The following is a 14,481-nucleotide window of genomic DNA, read 5'->3' as shown; positions in this document are numbered from 1 at the left end:
TCCGTGAAACATGGTGCGATTCGGCTACACGATGATGACGGAGCAGGCTGGTCCGAGGACCCTGGTGGACAATGTCGTCGCGGCGGAGCGGGCAGGGTTCGACTTCTCCGTGACGTCGGACCACTACTCCCCCTGGCTCGCCTCGCAGGGGCACGCACCTTACGCCTGGAGTGTGCTCGGTGCCGCGGCCCAGGCCACCACACGCATTCCGCTCATGACGTTCGTGACCTGTCCGACGATTCGCTACCACCCGGCTGTGGTGGCCCAGAAGGCGGCCACGATGCAGTTGCTCTCCGAGGGCCGATTCCGTCTAGGTCTCGGGTCGGGTGAGAACCTCAACGAGCATGTGGTGGGCGGGGGTTGGCGCTCGGCCGATGTCCGCCTCGACATGCTGGAGGAGGCGGTGGAGGTCATCCGCGCTCTCTTCGCCGGCGGTGAGCTGAACCATCAGGGCACTCATTTCGACGTGGTGAACGCGAAGCTGTGGGACCTGCCGGGCCAAGCCCCTCCGGTCGGGATCGCGGTCTCCGGGGAACGCTCCTGTTCACTTGCCGGCCGGCTCGCCGACCTGGTCATCGCCACCGAGCCGAAGGCCGAACTGCTGGATGCCTTTGACCGGCACGGAGGGGCGGGCAAGCCGCGGATCGGTCAGCTTCCGGTCTCCTACGACACCGACCGGCACGCAGCGGTGCTCCGTGCTCACGACCAGTTCCGCTGGGCTCTGGGCGGCTGGCCGGTCAATGCCGAGTTGCCGGGCCCTTCCGGCTTCGAAGCCGCGACGACCTACGTCACGCCTGACGACGTCGCTGAAATGATCCCCTGCGGGGACGACGTCGGAGCCTTCGCTGACGCTGTCCGGCCTTACATCGAGGCGGGATTCACCGAGATCGCACTCGTCCAGGTGGGGGGTGACCGGCAGCGCCCCTTCATCGACTGGGCGGAGACGCGTCTACTGCCCGCACTGCGAAGGCTTTGAAGAGGCCAACCCGTGCGGTCGTTCATCCGCCCCGTCTGCGCCGGTGCACGTAGTTTCACGCCGGGTCAGGGCTCCCGCCAGGCTATGCGCCGCGCGTGACGCGCAGATTACCGGCGAGCTGCGACCGCTCGGGCGACGGCAGGACGGCAGGACGGCAAGCCGGTCGAATGCGCGGCCCCGACCCGTGCGCCTCAAGTGGCGTGGAACGAAAGGGCCTTGCTGGCCAGGACCGAACGGGCGGGGCAGCTGCTACAACGGCGTGCGTAGCGCGCTGCGCTGATCGCGCCAGGCTCCCAAGAGCTGTCGTCCGAGGTGTTCCTCCAGGAGGACGGTGGCTTGGACGCCGAAGGCGATGTCTGGCTCGAGCATGGGTTCGCTTGCTCGCAGCCCGCCGATGACATCGCGACGTACTACCTGTTCGTGGACGGCGTCGGCCTCCACGTGCTCGTCGTAGAAGCGGGCCGCGGCCGGTCCCGCGCCGGTACGCCGCAGGGCCGAGGCCAGTCGTTGCGAGCTGGGGGGTGAGGTTACTTCGACAGCGGCGAAGTGCCCCACCAGGGCTCCGCGCAGAGCGCGGTGGAGGCCGAACAGAGACATGACGTTGACGGTGGCCAGGGCTTCCGCCGGCGCCGTGTCGACATAGTGCCCGTAGGCGGTGCGCAGGCCGAGGTCCGTCATGAGGTCGGCGAAGAGCTGGGCGTGGATGTCCTCTGGGTGTCCCGCGCCGAACTCGTCGAACTCGACGGCCACCATGGCGGCTTTGGCGCGGCCGTGCAGACGGGGGAGGACCCAGGCGTGAGGGTCGGCTTCCTTGAGGTGATAGAGCGAGCGCACGGCCGCGTACTCCCTGAGCTGCTCCAACGTGCCGTCCCTCTGGAGGTAGTGGCTGACGCTCGACTCGTCGTGGCCGACGGGTTCCAGCAGAAGTGGGGCAAGGGCCTCGTCGGCATCGGTCCGTGGCGGCGCGTCAGTGCGCAGCGCGTCGAGGAAGCGCCGTTCGAGCAGACCGCGCAGGGCGAGCAGCTCCGGATTCCACTCGTGTTCGTCGCTGACGCCGTCGAAGCCTTGGTAGTGCAGTTCGTAGAGAACGTAGAGAGCGAGCTGGAGATCGTCTCCGTATGGGTCGACAGTGCGCGGCGATGCGAGCGGCAGTGGCGCCGTGGCGGCGCCGCCGAGCGCTTTGAGGACTGTGCTCGACAAGTCGCCCCGGGGCTGGGGGAGTGGGGGGCTGTGACCGCGTGGCTCCTGGCTGTCCGGATGCATGAGGGGGTCCTTCCTCAGGCCTCGGAGTCCGATGCGGGCGGGGGTGCGGGGTCGGTCCGGGGTTTCGTGCGGCGCCTGTGGCTGGTGTCGCACCATGGGTAGTTACGGCTTCGCCGGCACGTGCAGATCGCGACGGTGAAGCGTTGCGAGACGAATACGGCGCCGTCGTCAACTACTACTTTTACGGGGCCCTCCACCAGCAAGGGTCCGTCAGGGTCGACGGTGACGTGGCGCGCGCGTTCAGAACTTTTCGGCACGGATGACCACCAGCTCTTCCCAGCTCTCCTCGCCCACGAGTCCTCGGCGGCGCAGCCATGCCGTCCGGGAGCGCAGGACCGGGCCGAAGGGGATGCGGGCTCGGTCGACGACTGCGGGGTGGAGTCCTGTGCCGGCGAGCCGCTCGAGCGTGGCCTCGGTGCCGGACAGCGCCGACTGCACGAGCAGCAGGACTCCGCCCGGCCGCAAGGCTGCGGGGGCGGCGTCACAGATACGGTCCACCAAGGCGCGTCCGTCGGGTCCCGCGTCCCACGAGCGTGCCTTGCCGCGACTCGGCAGACCGACCGAAGGGCAGGGCACGTACGGCGGATTGCTGACGATGATGTCGTATGAGCAACCTTGGAGCGCGTTGGTTAGGTCTCCGCGGCGGACGGTGACGTGATGCCGTGACAGGCGCGCGTTGAGACGCGCGGCCCACACAGCACGCCACGAGATGTCGACAGCGGTCACACGGGCTCCCATGCGCGCGGCCTGGACGGCGAGCGCTCCGCTGCCGGTCCCCAGATCCAGCACACCGGTGGTGGGCCCTATGTTCTCCCCGCACAGCGCCTGGACGAGTATCTGCGTGTCGCTCTGCGGTGCGTACACGCCGGGCGGCGTGAGCAAGCGGGGCGGGCGTGACGGAGCCGGTGCTGACTGGGCCTCTGCGGTCATCGGATTCCACTCCGTGTGGACATCGTGCGTGACTTCTGTGGCACCGGGTGCCCTGTGGGGTGAGATCCACACGTGCGGCCTCTTGTGGTGGATGTGGTTGTGCTGCCGCAGTGGCGCTGTGTTGCGGCGGCACCTCAAGCAGAGGTGCTCGCGGTACACCTCTGGGCGGATTGCCACGCCCGTTGGGGTGAGCGAAGGTGGTGGCTAGATTGTCGCCGATTGTGCCGTGGAGGCAGTGTTGACGCCCCAAGCTCATGAGCAGCGAAGTGATGAGTCAGCGGCCGAAGGGCTCCCGGAACGCGTGCTGGCCCTGAAGGGCGGTGACGGCAGCTCGCAGCCGGGGACCTTCGACGCCGTGGTCGACCAAGCGGTCGGCGTGGTCATCGCCGTGGGGCGGCTGACCTCGGCGGAGGCTTGGGACGTTCTGCGGGAGACGTCCATGCGCACGGACATCAAGCTGCACCATGTTGCAGAGCTGCTGGTCGAGTGGGGCCGCTCGGGTGCGCTGTGCGCCGACATCCGCATCGAACTGGACCGCCAGCTCGCCCAGCGCAGGCCAGACCCCCGAGTCTGACCGAGGCGTCATGGGGCCACGGCGCGGATCGCGTCGGCGGCCACGCCACAGTTTCGGGCAGCCGCAGACGCTCAGTCGGCACTCGCGTGGCTGATGGGTGTCAGGCGGACGCGGCGACCGTGGCCATCGGCGCCTATCGCCACACGCGACGGGCCGACACCGATCTGTCCCAGGTGTACGCGTTCATGGACAAGGCCATCAATGAGCAGTTCGGCCCCGACCACTTCGTCACCGCACAGATGATGTGTCTGAACGTCGCCACGGGCCGGATGCAATGGGTCAACGCCGGCCGTCCTGCACCCCTGCTGATCCGTGACCGCGTCGTACTGGACCGGCTGGATAGCCCCAACCTTGCCGGTCGGATTCGGCGGGGAGCAGCCGACAGTCAGCGAGCGGATCCCGGAACCCGGGGACCGGTTGCTGTGCTTCACCGACGGCCTGATCGAGGAACACCAAACCGGCGGGAAACAGCTCGGCGAGGAACAACTCATCGAGTGCACCAAGTCACCGCCCTCGGTAGCAGCGCCTCTATTCGGCACGGCGCGCCTTGTGCCTGCCAACGTTCAGGTGCGCTCGGGCGGGTAGATGGGTCAACCCAGTGGCCTCGCGTGCGTGGGCCACTGGGCCATGACACAGGGCCTGCAGGACGGGGGCGGGAAGTCCGTGGTCCGTCAGCGTGAGCGCCACATGCAGTCGGGTGCCCGCCGCTCGTCCGGTGAGGTGGGCGCTGGCCTGCTTGACGTCGGGCAGAGCACGCGTTTCGGAGGTCACGGCATCGCTAAGGGCACGGCCTCGCAGTTCGACGCTTTCGGGTGGAGGCGTCCCACCCAGGTGTACTGCGCTGGGGCGGTGGCGCCGCTGTGCGAGAAGCCAGATGAGGGCCAAGGCGGCTGCCAGAATCAGGACGGCGATGACGGCGGCCCACCACCACCAGCCCTGATCGCTCCAGTGGACGCGGTCGGCGTTGCTGAGCAGGACGTCGTGAGGCGCGGCCAGGGGCCACCCGGCGGGCGGGGCCACGTGAAGCCGGCGGTAGAGGTCGAACCCGGCTGTGAGGATCAGCAGGCCGCCTCCTAGCAGCACCAGGCCGCAAAGGGACAGGAGGAGGCGGTTCAGTGTGGATCGACCGTTCATGGCGCGCTCCCGGGGCAGCCTCAGCGGGTGTGGTGTCGTAGGCGGATCGTCAGCCGTGGGGTGTGCACCAGGGCGAGCTGACGGCACTGCTCCTGCAGAGCCTGGGTGAGGTCGTTGCGGACGGCTGCAGTGTCGCGGAAGCCGACCTCCGCGCGGGCTATGACACGGCGGCGCCTGACCCGGAGCCGGGCATGGCTGACGCCGGGGACCCGCATTGCGGCATCACGCAGCACCATTGCGGCGCCCTTGCGATCCAGCCAGGCCCCTATCTCCGTGGACTCCTCGGGTGCCCGCAGGGGCAGGAGCCGGCGCAGTCCGGGTGTGAGGGCGAGGATGAGTAGCCACAGGCCGAGAACGACGGCGACGGCGCCCGTCGCCAGCAGCCAGGGGTCGTCGACGGGCCGGGTGGTCATCTCCTCGGCGATGCGGGTGCGCCATGCTCCGGCGCGGCGTCCCGCGCGCACCGCGATCACGTCGTACAGCAGGGCTCCGATGGCACAGAACGCCACCAGAGCGACCAGGGCGGCCGGGATGCGGCGTGCGGACCACAGGCGGGGCGATCTCGCCCCCCGCCCGTCGTATGTTGAGGGCGTTGTCGCGAGAGTGCGGATATCGGGTCGGCTCGATCCGGCTGCTTGATCGGTCGAGGCGGTCCGGTGTGACAGCGTCATGGTGTCCGCCCTCCGTCGTCGGTCGGTGGTGTTTTGCTGGCTCCGGTCATGGCCGGTGCTGAGTAGGCGCAGGTGGTTCGGGCTGCGGGATCAGCGGACGCGACCTGGCTGCCCCGCGACAACCAGCCGCCGCACCGTCACCATCACCTCGCTGATGTCCAGACCGGTCAGGTGGGCCACCTGTTCGGTGACCTCGCGTTGCAGTTGTCGGCAAGCGGCGGTGATGTCTGTGGGATAGGGAAGATCCACGGACAGCGCCAGCTGTGCCGTCGCGTCGTGCGTAGTCGCGTGAGCGCTGGGTGCAGCAAGGTCCGATAGCGGGTGCTGCGGTGTGGTGATCCGGTGCAGGGCTGTGCTGGCCACTTTCGCGGCGATGCGTGCCACGACCCGGTCAGGAATCACCGTCGCGCCGCGCTCCGCAGGCGGCGGTGGGCGCTGTGCGCCGTTCGCATACCGGCCGTCCGGGTGTTTGGACGACTCGTTGGCACTGGGGGCAGTACTCACCGTTGCCGCCGAGTGAATATGTCGGCGTCGCCCTGCAGGACGAGACCTAGGACCAAGCCCACCGCACCCAGGACGGCTACGAGGAGGAAGGCCCAGAAGCCGCCGAAGTAACCGGCGAATCCCAGTGCCATTCCGGCTGCCAGACCCACTGTTGCTGTATTCATCGCTCACTCACCTGTCCCTCGGGTGTTCTGCCACCTAGGGCGCGCTTCTTCCCACTAGGGGAAGCAGCCGGTAGCCGGAAGTCATTCGACGCGGCCCTCGGTCGGCTCCGCGTCGTCTTCGTCGGGCAGGTTCACGTCGTCGACGACGAGGTTCACCTCGACGACCTCGAGCCCCGTCATGCGCTCCACGGCAGAGATGACATTGACGCGTACCTCAGCCGCCACATCGACGATGGCGAAGCCGTACTCGACGACGACATCGATGTCCATTGCGGCCTGGCGCTCGCCCACCTCGACCTTCACACCGCGGCTGACGCCGCCGGTCCCTCCACCAGGGACGCGCTCACGAACGGCTCCGATGGCACGGGTCACGCCCGCGCCGAGGTTGTGGATACCGGGTACCTCGCGGGCGGCCGTCCCCGCGATCTTGGCTACGACGCCGTCGGCGATGGTGGTCTTGCCCCGTGTCTCGGGTGAGGTGCCAGCACCGGTCGGCCCTTTCAGCATGGTCGCAGTTTCTGTAGGGCCGTCCTGCTCGGAAGGGGGACGGTTGGTGGTGTCCGTCATGGCAGTCACCTCGACCAGTCGATGCGGGCACCATCACCGTGCCCGTCACAAGGTTCGACACAGCCAGGTGGGAAAACGTCACATAAATCAATGAAGCGACTCGTGGGTCCTGAGCTGGGCACTCGTGACAAAGCGGGAAGGAGGTGCAGGCGTGAAGCACAACACCAGCCCTTCCTCGCGCCAAGGTGCCAGCGACTACCTGTCTCCCAGGCCCCCTGCCTCCGGCACTGTCGATGGACTGCTCACCGCCCCCGACGATCTCCTGGCGACGCGTGCTGGTGAGGGCGACGAGGAAGCCTTCGCCATCCTGATGCGACGCCACAGCCGCCTCCTGCTCGCACTGGCCCTCCACACACTGGGCAACCTCCAGGACGCCGAGGACGCAGTCCAGGACGCGTTCATCAGCGCCTGGAGGCGCCTGCCCGAGTTCCGTCACGCCTGCGCGTTCAGTACCTGGATCTACCGCATCACCGTCAACCGCTGCCTGAATTCTCTGCGCAGGCGGCCGGCACCGGTACCGTTGAATGGAGTGGCGGAACCCACCGCCGGTGTGGACAGTTCGCCCGCCCAGGCAGCTGAAGAGGATGCTCTTGCCAGCGCCCTGGCCGACGCGCTCGGCGCACTTGAGCCCCGTCAGCGGGTGTGCTGGATCCTGCGGGAACTGCACGGACTGCCCTACGAACAGATCGCCCAAGTGACTGGCACCAGCCAGCAGACGGTCCGCGGAAGGCTGTATCGGGCACGCCGATCCCTGAAGGAGATGATGGGCCCGTGGCGCTAGACGACCAACCCGCCCGGCCTCCGCCCCCCGGCCGCCTGCACATGCCGTCCGACGGCTGGCCCGGTGACTCCGTCGAAGACCCGGCACTGGACACAGCGACGAAGACCCTGCGGGAAAGGGAACCGCCCAGCACGCAGTGCCTCATCGCCCGCGTCATGACCAAAATCATCCATGATCAGGTGTGGCCCGGATCGACACTGCCTTTCGGCGGCCCCGCGCGCGCCCTGTGGATAGCCGAGCGCGCCGCGTCCGCCGTACTGCGGCGAGCGGCGGACGAGGTGCCCGGCGTCACTGCCGTCAGTTGTCGCCTTGCCCGATCCGATCTCTTCACGGGTGTGCGCGTGAGCATGACCCTGACCGCCGAAATGAACCGCCCTCTGCCTGAGACGGCCGGACTGGTGCGCCGCTCAGTAGCAGGCACCTGCGGCCATGTCCTGGGCATGGTGGTGACCGACGTCGACATCACGGTGATCGAGGTCCACCACGCATCCGTGTAGCCGTCCCCAACGGCAGCAGACCAAGCCGCGTCCGGTGTTCCCCGTCGCCCTGCGTCGAATCGCCGCAGCGGCGCCGCCGGCGCATTCCGCGCTGCTGCTTCCCCGCAGACCAGACGTTGATTGCCGCCGCGACCGTGGGGTGGCCGCGGCCCGGAAAGCCGCGTCAGCGTCCTGCAGTGTCAGGTGGGAACCACGACCGGATCCTCTGGAAGCATGAGAAGCCCAGCTGGCATTACGTCAACAGCCCCGGGGACGCTGACGTGCATGCCCGTGCCCTGCTGATCCAGGCACATGGTGTGAGCTCGGCAAGCTATTGGCCTGAGGCGCGAGCAACGCGGTCCGACGCGTGGGCTCGTCTGCCCCGCTCGACGTGCGGTGAGACCGATATTGGTCAGACTTGTATTCATGGCAGAAGAACGTCGGCCGCGCGCCGGGAAGTCCTCGACGACAGCCGCTCGCCGCTCGCCGCCCGTGCGGGGGGCAGGCCAAGCCGCGCGGGCTGCCTGCCGGAGCCTGGAAGGGCTCATCGGCCATCCCACGGAGGGCGTATCGGCCGTCAAGCGCATCGATGACGGTTGGTCTGTCGTCGTGGACGTCCTTGAGCTGCCCCGGATTCCGGATACGACGAGCCTTCTCGCCTCGTACGAGGTGCAGCTCGACCAGGACGGTGAACTCATGGAGTACTGCAGGGTCCGCCGCTATCGGCGCGGATCCGCCGATGAGTGACCCTGGTTTGTCGACAATCGGAAGGACGCCACATGCCTGCGACCACCTATTCCGATGAGGTAGTGGCGTGCCCACCGCGCGCCGGCACGTTGTACGACGTGCTCGAACTCATCCTCGATCGGGGCATGGTGATCGACGTGTTCGTCCGGGTCTCCCTGGTCGGCATCGAGATCCTCAAGATTGACGCGCGCATCGTTGTCGCGAGTGTGGACACCTACCTGCGGTTCGCCGAGGCCTGCAACCGGCTGGACCTGGAACGGGACTCGGGCAGCACCACTGTTCCTGAGCTGCTGAGCGGCAGTGCTGCCAAGTCCATCGGCAAACGGAAGGTCCGCAAGGCCGCGGAGACCGTGGGTGACACCGTGCGCAAGGCAGTCGGGGGCCGCGACGACGACTCCGACGAGCAGGACGACGACGAGGAAGAGCAGCAGGAACGGCCTCGGAAGCGGCGTGCTCCTGCCCGTGGCAGTTCGCGTCGACGACCGGCGGAGGCCTGAGCCGTGGCAACCGATGGGGTATACGTATACGCGATCGTTCGGGCGGGAAGACCGCTGCCGACGGACTCAAGCGGTGTGGGCAGCCCTGCCGCCCATCTGCGAGTGATTCGGCAGGGCCGGGTCGCCGCTGTCGTCAGTGAGGCGCCCGCGAACCTCCGCGCCCGACGACGCGACCTGTTGGCGCATCAGGAGCTTTTGCTGCGCCTTTCCGGCCAAGGCCCTGTTCTTCCCATGCGATTTGGGATGGTGGCACCGGACGAGGAGACGGTACGCGCTCAGTTGGCAGCCTGCGAGGCGGACCACGTGGCTGTACTTGAGCATCTCGCGGACGGGGTCGAGGTCAACGTCAAGGCATTCCCGGCACAGAATGCGCTGAGAAGCCTCCTTGCGGAGGACAAGAATGTCCGCCTACTGCGAGACGAGGCGCGCCAGAGGCCCGGGTACGAAGCCAACGTCCGTTTGGGCGAAGCCGTCGCGAGTGCTCTGGAAAGCAGGGCCGCCGCAGCCGGTCGGCAAGTGCTGCGCGAGCTCACGTCCAAGGCGCGTGCCGTGGCCTCGGGACCGGAGGTCCACGGATGCGTGCTCAACGTGTCGTTCCTAGTAGGCCGTGGCGACAGCGACGACTTCCGAAGCGCAGCAGAGCAACTCGCCGAGGCGCACCGTGAACGCGTTGAGTTGCGTCTCGCCGGCCCACTGCCCTGCTACAGCTTTGTCTCCGCTGAAGGCGCTTCTGTTCGGACCGTCGGGGTCTGACATGGGTCTGATCACTGGAATTCTCACACTCCCCATTGCACCGGTCCGCGGCGTGATCTGGGTGGCAGAAAAACTCAACGACGCAGCTGAGCGAGAGCTGCACGACCCAGGAGTGCTCCGCGCCCAGCTGGCTCTGCTGAACCGCGAACTCGAAGACGGAGACATCAGCTTGGAGGAGTTCGAACGAGAAGAGGAACGACTGCTCGATCGGCTGTATGCCACACGGGTTGGTCCCGCTCCGAACGATCGAAGGTGACAGGCTCATGAATGAAAAGGAAAAGGTGGCGCTTGCTGCTGCTGTAGTGGGCGGCTATGTGCTGGGTCGAACGAAGAAGGGCCGCATGGCTCTGTCCATTGCGACCTATCTGGCAGGCCGGAGGTTCGGCCTTGACCCTCGCCAGCTTGCAGCCGAGGGGATGCGCAGGCTGGGGGAGATTCCCCAGTTTGCTGATCTGCAGGAGCAGTTGCGAGGGGAAGTCCTTCAAGCGGGGCGTCAGGCAGTGGCTGCCGCTGCCGACCGCGGGATGAGCACGCTTGCCGGCGCCCTCAGCGATCGCACCGCCCGGCTCGGCGAGATCGCGGACGAGGACGAAGAGGACGAGGAGGAGTACGCGCCGGAAGAGGAAGACGCGGAGTACGAGGAAGAGGACGAGCCGGAGGCCGAGTACGAAGAAGACCAGGCCGAGGAAGAGGAAGAGGAAGAGCCGGAAGCCGAGTACGAGGAAGAGGAGGACGAAGAGGAGGACGAAGAAGAGGAAGAGCCTGAAGAGGAGGAAGAGCCTGAAGAGGAGGCGCGGTCGCAGCGGCGCCGCAGGGCATCCGCAGCAGCAACATCCAAGAAGGCCGCACCCGCCCGCGCGAAGAAGAGTCGGGCAGCCAAAGCCGCGCCGCAGAAGGCTTCGCCGTCCAAGAAGAAGGCGGCGAAGAAGTCCGCACCCGCCAAGAAGACCGCGGCCAAGAAGACTGCGGCCAAGAAGAGCGCGGCGAAGAAGTCCGCACCCGCCAAGAAGACCGCGGCCAAGAAGAGCGCGGCGAAGAAGTCCGCACCCGCCAAGAAGACTGCGGCCAAGAAGACAGCGGCGAAGAAGTCCGCACCCGCCAAGAAGACCGCGGCGAGGAAAACGACGTCATCGAAGCGAGCAGCATCCAAGCGCGCCGATCGTCGGAGGTAGCCAGTCATGACCAAGACGGAGAAAGACCAACCCACTGAGGAAGCTTCGGGTATGGACCAGCTCCGCGAAGAGCTGTCCAAGTTCCTCTCCGCGCAAGTGGAAAATCTCGCCGAGAAGGCGGGAGAGAAACTGACGGACGTGACCGAGAAGCTCACCGACGCGTCCGAGTCCGGTTCGCTTCCGGCGATAGGATCCCGCATCCTGCAGGGTGACTCCCCGGTCAAGGCATTCGTTTCAGAAAAAGCAAAAGGCGTCAAGGACAACGTCGTTGGGAAGGTGAAGGACGCCTTTGGCGGGGGGAAGGGGAAACGCAAGTCCAGCGGCGGCAAGGTCATGAACATCATCGAGGTTCTCGATGTAGGGGTGCCCCTGCGTGACGCTTACGACTATTGGACGCAGTATGACCAATTCAGCAGCTTCGCGAAGGGCGTTCGCGACGTCTCGAAGAGTGACGAGGTCGGGAGCGATTGGAAGGTTAAAGTCGGTCCATCCTCGCGTAGCTTCAAAGCGACTGTTCAGGAGCAGATTCCCGACGACCGTATTGTCTGGACCTCCGAAGGAGCCAAGGGCACCACTCGCGGCGCGGTCAGCTTCCATGAACTGGCGCCCACCCTGACCCGAATCGTGCTCGTCGTGGAGTACTACCCATCAGGATTCTTCGAGAAGACCGGCAACCTATGGCGGGCCCAAGGGCGCCGTATGCGACTGGACTTCAAGAACTTCCAGCGGTATGTCAGCCTCACCAATGAAGAACCCGAAGGCTGGCGCGGCGAAATCCGTGATGGTGAAGTCGTCGTGTCGCACGAGGACGCCATGGAAGAAGAGGACGCTGAGCAGGAAGAGCAGGAAGGCGCCGACTCCGGTTACGAGGACGAAGCCGAAGGTGCCTATGAGGACGAGGACGAGGACGAGTACGAAGAGGAGGACGAGGACGAGGACGAGGGAGCGGAGGACGAAGAAGCCGAAGCCGACGGCGAATACGAGGACGAAGGCGAGATGGAGGACGAGGAGGAGGACGAGGAGGAGGACGAGTCTGCTTCCAAGAAGCGACGAGGACAGAGGCGGCGTCGTGACTGACGTCGACTTGCGGCAGACGTCCTATCCGGCCTCCGGCCCACAGACCACCAATCTTGCCGACATCCTCGAACGTGTTCTCGACAAAGGGATCGTGATCGCCGGGGATATCAAGATCGAGCTCCTCGACATCGAGCTGCTCACCATCCGGATCCGCCTGTTCGTGGCCTCCGTTGATACCGCGAAGAAGGCCGGAATCGACTGGTGGGAAACCGATCCGGCACTCAGCTCGCGCGCTTCCCGCAGCGCCCTGCAGGACGAGAATCGCACATTGCGTGAACGTCTGGAGGCGCTCGAATCCAAAACGAAGGACGAATCGCCCGAGCAGTGACCCGAGTGACCCGGCAGCATCATTCCCCACCCAGCAAGGATCAAGGAGAACCGAGGAACATGACGGAGCGCGGCCCTGAGTCTTCGGACGCCCACGCCACCTACGTGTTCGCGGTCTGCCGGAACCCGGACCCGTCGGCCTTCGTCGGGCTGCCAGGTGTCGCCGACGGGGCGCCCGTGAGCATACTGCCGCTGGAGACACTGACTGCGATCGTCCAGAAGGTCCGAGCTCGCGACTTCACCGACGAGGCCTGGCAGGCACGCCTGTCCGACCAACGGGAGCTGGAACGTTACGCACGCGCCCACCATGACGTCGTTACTGCGGCTGCCGCCTGCTGCCCTACAGTGCCTTTGCCGCTGGCCACGCTCTACCACGATGAACAGAGGGCGAGGGACGCCCTTACCAACGAGGCGGACCGCTTTCATGCAGCACTAAGGCGCATCGCGCACCATGCCGAATGGGGCGTAAAGGTGTACGCGCCACCCTGCCCACCGGACGATTCGAGCCGTAGCGCCGCGCCGGCCGACCGGTCCCGTCCGGCACCTGGAGCCGGCCTTGCTTACCTGGAGCGCAAGCGAGGTGTGCAGGAGCGTCGCGACCAGAGCCAGGACGAGGCGCTGCAGGCTGCCGAAACGGTAGATTCCGAAGTCCGTCTCCTCGCCACGGCGTCCCGTAGGTTGCGACCGCATGCCCCCCAGTTCTCCGGGGAACGGCGGATCCAGGTCCTCAACGCGACCTATCTGGTAGCCGAACATCGCGCCGACGAACTCGCCCTGCTGACACAGTCGCTGCGAGAACGGGCCGGGGTGGAGATCGAGCTGTCGGGGCCGTGGGTCCCCTACTCATTTATTGGTGAGGTGTAGACCGTGACTTACGACGACGTGGTGCCTTGGGACAGCCCGGGGCAACTGAACGGCCCCATCGGGGTGCCTCTCGTCGATCTGTTGGACCGGCTCCTGGCCACCGGGGTGGTCATCAGCGGCGATCTGGTCATCGCCATCGCCGACGTTCCCCTGGTGCGCCTGTCGCTTCATGCTCTGCTGTCGTCCGTCAACGAACGCGTTCCTGCGCCCTGGGCGGACGGAGGCCCGCTGTGACCGGATCTCGACTTGATCTTGACTCCGACAAGGTGGGGCGTGACCTCGTCGCCTTCGTGCTCACGGTGGTCGAGCTTCTCCGGCAGTTGATGGAGCGGCAGGCAATTCGCCGTGTCGATCAAGGCGATCTCAGCGATGCGCAGGCTGACGAGATCGGAACCACTCTGATGCTGCTCGACCAGCGGATGGCAGAACTCTGCGAGCAGCACGGGGTCCGGCCGGAGGATCTCAACCTCGACCTCGGGCCACTCGGAACCCTCCTGCCGCGGAGCTGATGCTGCAGGCCTGCAGCCGACGTGCGACTCGAGTCCGGCTGTCACGTCGCACCTGCTGCACCATCGATCTCGTGGCGTAGACCGCACATGCGGCAGAAGTTGATCTCGAGATGGATCACCAGTAGTGCCGTCGGCCGCCGACTGCGTGCCCGACGCTCCCCAGAATCCACAGCACAACTCCGATGATCACCAGGATGCCTCCGATGGTCCAGAGAATGCCGATTCCTGCCAGGAGCCCGATGATGAGCAGAATGACTCCGAGGATGATCATCTTTTCCTCCGCTACGGGAACTTAACTCCCTGATCGTCGGATGCCCGTGAGTTCAGACGCCGACATAGGGGCTTGAGCAGGGGCGCGTCGTTCGCGAGAGCTGTCCTCTTGCGGCCTTCGCGGAAGCTCCTGCTGTCCAATGTCATGATTACGTCAGCGCTTGAAGGAGCCCTTGGAGTGCTCCTTCGCGCCCCGCATCATGCCCCGTGCTTCGAGAGCGGCGC

23 protein-coding genes and 1 pseudogene are annotated in these 14,481 nt (G+C 66.4%); 15 read left to right on the top strand and 9 right to left on the bottom strand.

Annotation, left to right across the window (positions count from 1 at the left end; translation table 11 throughout):
- Positions 1-10: 10 nt before the first annotated feature.
- A complete protein-coding gene (locus tag OG574_RS09315) occupies positions 11-976 on the top strand; it encodes an LLM class F420-dependent oxidoreductase (RefSeq protein ID WP_326772750.1) in 966 nt (321 codons plus the stop codon).
- 249 nt (positions 977-1,225) lie between these two features.
- Here the strand turns inward: OG574_RS09315 and OG574_RS09310 are convergent, their stop codons facing one another.
- Genes OG574_RS09310 through OG574_RS09300 form a run of 3 tightly spaced genes read right to left on the bottom strand, consistent with a single transcriptional unit; the run spans position 1,226 to position 3,169 of the window.
- On the bottom strand, positions 1,226-2,239 hold the full coding sequence (locus tag OG574_RS09310; RefSeq protein WP_326772749.1) for an iron-containing redox enzyme family protein: 1,014 nt from the start codon (positions 2,237-2,239) through the stop codon (positions 1,226-1,228).
- A 14-nt stretch (positions 2,240-2,253) separates the two neighbouring features.
- Positions 2,254-2,436, bottom strand: coding sequence for a CDGSH iron-sulfur domain-containing protein (locus OG574_RS09305; RefSeq protein ID WP_326778415.1), 183 nt, complete (start codon positions 2,434-2,436; stop codon positions 2,254-2,256).
- A 43-nt stretch (positions 2,437-2,479) separates the two neighbouring features.
- Positions 2,480-3,169 carry a HemK2/MTQ2 family protein methyltransferase gene (locus OG574_RS09300; protein ID WP_326772748.1) on the bottom strand — a complete coding sequence of 230 codons (690 nt, stop codon included), beginning with the start codon at positions 3,167-3,169 and terminating at the stop codon, positions 2,480-2,482.
- Positions 3,170-3,470: 301 nt separating this feature from the next.
- Between OG574_RS09300 and OG574_RS09295 the strand changes: the two genes are divergently transcribed.
- Both OG574_RS09295 and OG574_RS09290 read left to right on the top strand, forming a co-directional pair.
- Positions 3,471-3,743: an ANTAR domain-containing protein gene (locus tag OG574_RS09295; protein ID WP_326772747.1), complete on the top strand. Its 273-nt coding sequence runs from the start codon at positions 3,471-3,473 to the stop codon at positions 3,741-3,743.
- Positions 3,744-3,847: 104 nt separating this feature from the next.
- Positions 3,848-4,242: pseudogene (locus OG574_RS09290) on the top strand (PP2C family protein-serine/threonine phosphatase); the annotation flags it as partial.
- 29 nt (positions 4,243-4,271) lie between these two features.
- Here the strand turns inward: OG574_RS09290 and OG574_RS09285 are convergent.
- From OG574_RS09285 to OG574_RS09265, 5 genes are all read right to left on the bottom strand, one after another.
- Positions 4,272-4,877, bottom strand: coding sequence for an alkaline shock response membrane anchor protein AmaP (locus OG574_RS09285; RefSeq protein ID WP_326772746.1), 606 nt, complete (start codon positions 4,875-4,877; stop codon positions 4,272-4,274).
- A 20-nt stretch (positions 4,878-4,897) separates the two neighbouring features.
- Positions 4,898-5,548, bottom strand: coding sequence for a DUF6286 domain-containing protein (locus OG574_RS09280; protein ID WP_326772745.1), 651 nt, complete (start codon positions 5,546-5,548; stop codon positions 4,898-4,900).
- A 90-nt stretch (positions 5,549-5,638) separates the two neighbouring features.
- Positions 5,639-5,932 carry an Asp23/Gls24 family envelope stress response protein gene (locus OG574_RS09275; protein ID WP_326772744.1) on the bottom strand — a complete coding sequence of 98 codons (294 nt, stop codon included), beginning with the start codon at positions 5,930-5,932 and terminating at the stop codon, positions 5,639-5,641.
- A gap of 116 nt (positions 5,933-6,048) precedes the next feature.
- Positions 6,049-6,216: a hypothetical protein gene (locus OG574_RS09270; protein ID WP_165914339.1), complete on the bottom strand. Its 168-nt coding sequence runs from the start codon at positions 6,214-6,216 to the stop codon at positions 6,049-6,051.
- A gap of 81 nt (positions 6,217-6,297) precedes the next feature.
- On the bottom strand, positions 6,298-6,783 hold the full coding sequence (locus tag OG574_RS09265) for an Asp23/Gls24 family envelope stress response protein (protein WP_326772743.1): 486 nt from the start codon (positions 6,781-6,783) through the stop codon (positions 6,298-6,300).
- Between the two features lie 199 nt (positions 6,784-6,982).
- On the opposite strand from OG574_RS09265, the gene OG574_RS09260 reads away from it, so the two are divergent.
- The 12 genes from OG574_RS09260 (at position 6,983) to OG574_RS09205 (ending at position 13,986) form a co-directional block, all read left to right on the top strand.
- Positions 6,983-7,564 carry an RNA polymerase sigma factor gene (locus tag OG574_RS09260; protein WP_326778414.1) on the top strand — a complete coding sequence of 194 codons (582 nt, stop codon included), beginning with the start codon at positions 6,983-6,985 and terminating at the stop codon, positions 7,562-7,564.
- Positions 7,555-8,061 (top strand): Asp23/Gls24 family envelope stress response protein, encoded by a 507-nt coding sequence (locus OG574_RS09255; protein WP_326772742.1) that lies wholly within the window; start codon positions 7,555-7,557, stop codon positions 8,059-8,061. Before OG574_RS09260 ends, OG574_RS09255 begins: the two co-directional genes overlap by 10 nt.
- Before the next feature lie 405 nt (positions 8,062-8,466).
- Positions 8,467-8,787, top strand: a complete 321-nt coding sequence (locus tag OG574_RS09250; RefSeq protein WP_326772741.1) for a gas vesicle protein GvpO — start codon at positions 8,467-8,469, stop codon at positions 8,785-8,787.
- A 32-nt stretch (positions 8,788-8,819) separates the two neighbouring features.
- Positions 8,820-9,284, top strand: coding sequence for a gas vesicle protein GvpJ (gene gvpJ, locus OG574_RS09245; RefSeq protein WP_116501122.1), 465 nt, complete (start codon positions 8,820-8,822; stop codon positions 9,282-9,284).
- A gap of 3 nt (positions 9,285-9,287) precedes the next feature.
- Positions 9,288-10,037: a GvpL/GvpF family gas vesicle protein gene (locus OG574_RS09240; RefSeq protein ID WP_326772740.1), complete on the top strand. Its 750-nt coding sequence runs from the start codon at positions 9,288-9,290 to the stop codon at positions 10,035-10,037.
- A gap of 1 nt (position 10,038) precedes the next feature.
- Complete coding sequence (locus OG574_RS09235; RefSeq protein ID WP_326772739.1) at positions 10,039-10,293, top strand: gas vesicle protein GvpG; 255 nt, start codon at positions 10,039-10,041, stop codon at positions 10,291-10,293.
- A gap of 7 nt (positions 10,294-10,300) precedes the next feature.
- Positions 10,301-11,209, top strand: a complete 909-nt coding sequence (locus OG574_RS09230; protein ID WP_326772738.1) for a histone protein — start codon at positions 10,301-10,303, stop codon at positions 11,207-11,209.
- Positions 11,210-11,215: 6 nt separating this feature from the next.
- Positions 11,216-12,286 (top strand): SRPBCC family protein, encoded by a 1,071-nt coding sequence (locus OG574_RS09225; protein ID WP_326772737.1) that lies wholly within the window; start codon positions 11,216-11,218, stop codon positions 12,284-12,286.
- Complete coding sequence (locus tag OG574_RS09220) at positions 12,279-12,614, top strand: gas vesicle protein (protein ID WP_326772736.1); 336 nt, start codon at positions 12,279-12,281, stop codon at positions 12,612-12,614. The genes OG574_RS09225 and OG574_RS09220 overlap by 8 nt, the downstream gene beginning before the upstream one ends.
- Before the next feature lie 59 nt (positions 12,615-12,673).
- Positions 12,674-13,477 carry a GvpL/GvpF family gas vesicle protein gene (locus OG574_RS09215; RefSeq protein WP_326772735.1) on the top strand — a complete coding sequence of 268 codons (804 nt, stop codon included), beginning with the start codon at positions 12,674-12,676 and terminating at the stop codon, positions 13,475-13,477.
- Positions 13,478-13,480: 3 nt separating this feature from the next.
- Positions 13,481-13,711, top strand: coding sequence for a gas vesicle protein (locus tag OG574_RS09210; RefSeq protein WP_326772734.1), 231 nt, complete (start codon positions 13,481-13,483; stop codon positions 13,709-13,711).
- Complete coding sequence (locus tag OG574_RS09205; RefSeq protein ID WP_116501129.1) at positions 13,708-13,986, top strand: gas vesicle protein K; 279 nt, start codon at positions 13,708-13,710, stop codon at positions 13,984-13,986. Before OG574_RS09210 ends, OG574_RS09205 begins: the two co-directional genes overlap by 4 nt.
- Before the next feature lie 115 nt (positions 13,987-14,101).
- Here the strand turns inward: OG574_RS09205 and OG574_RS09200 are convergent, their stop codons facing one another.
- On the bottom strand, positions 14,102-14,257 hold the full coding sequence (locus tag OG574_RS09200; RefSeq protein ID WP_240653853.1) for a DUF6131 family protein: 156 nt from the start codon (positions 14,255-14,257) through the stop codon (positions 14,102-14,104).
- Positions 14,258-14,481: the final 224 nt, after the last annotated feature.

This window comes from Streptomyces sp. NBC_01445, assembly GCF_035918235.1.
Taxonomy (GTDB): Bacteria; Actinomycetota; Actinomycetes; order Streptomycetales; family Streptomycetaceae; genus Streptomyces.
Note: the sequence above shows the minus strand (reverse complement) of the source record. Positions and strands in the feature narration are given on the sequence as shown.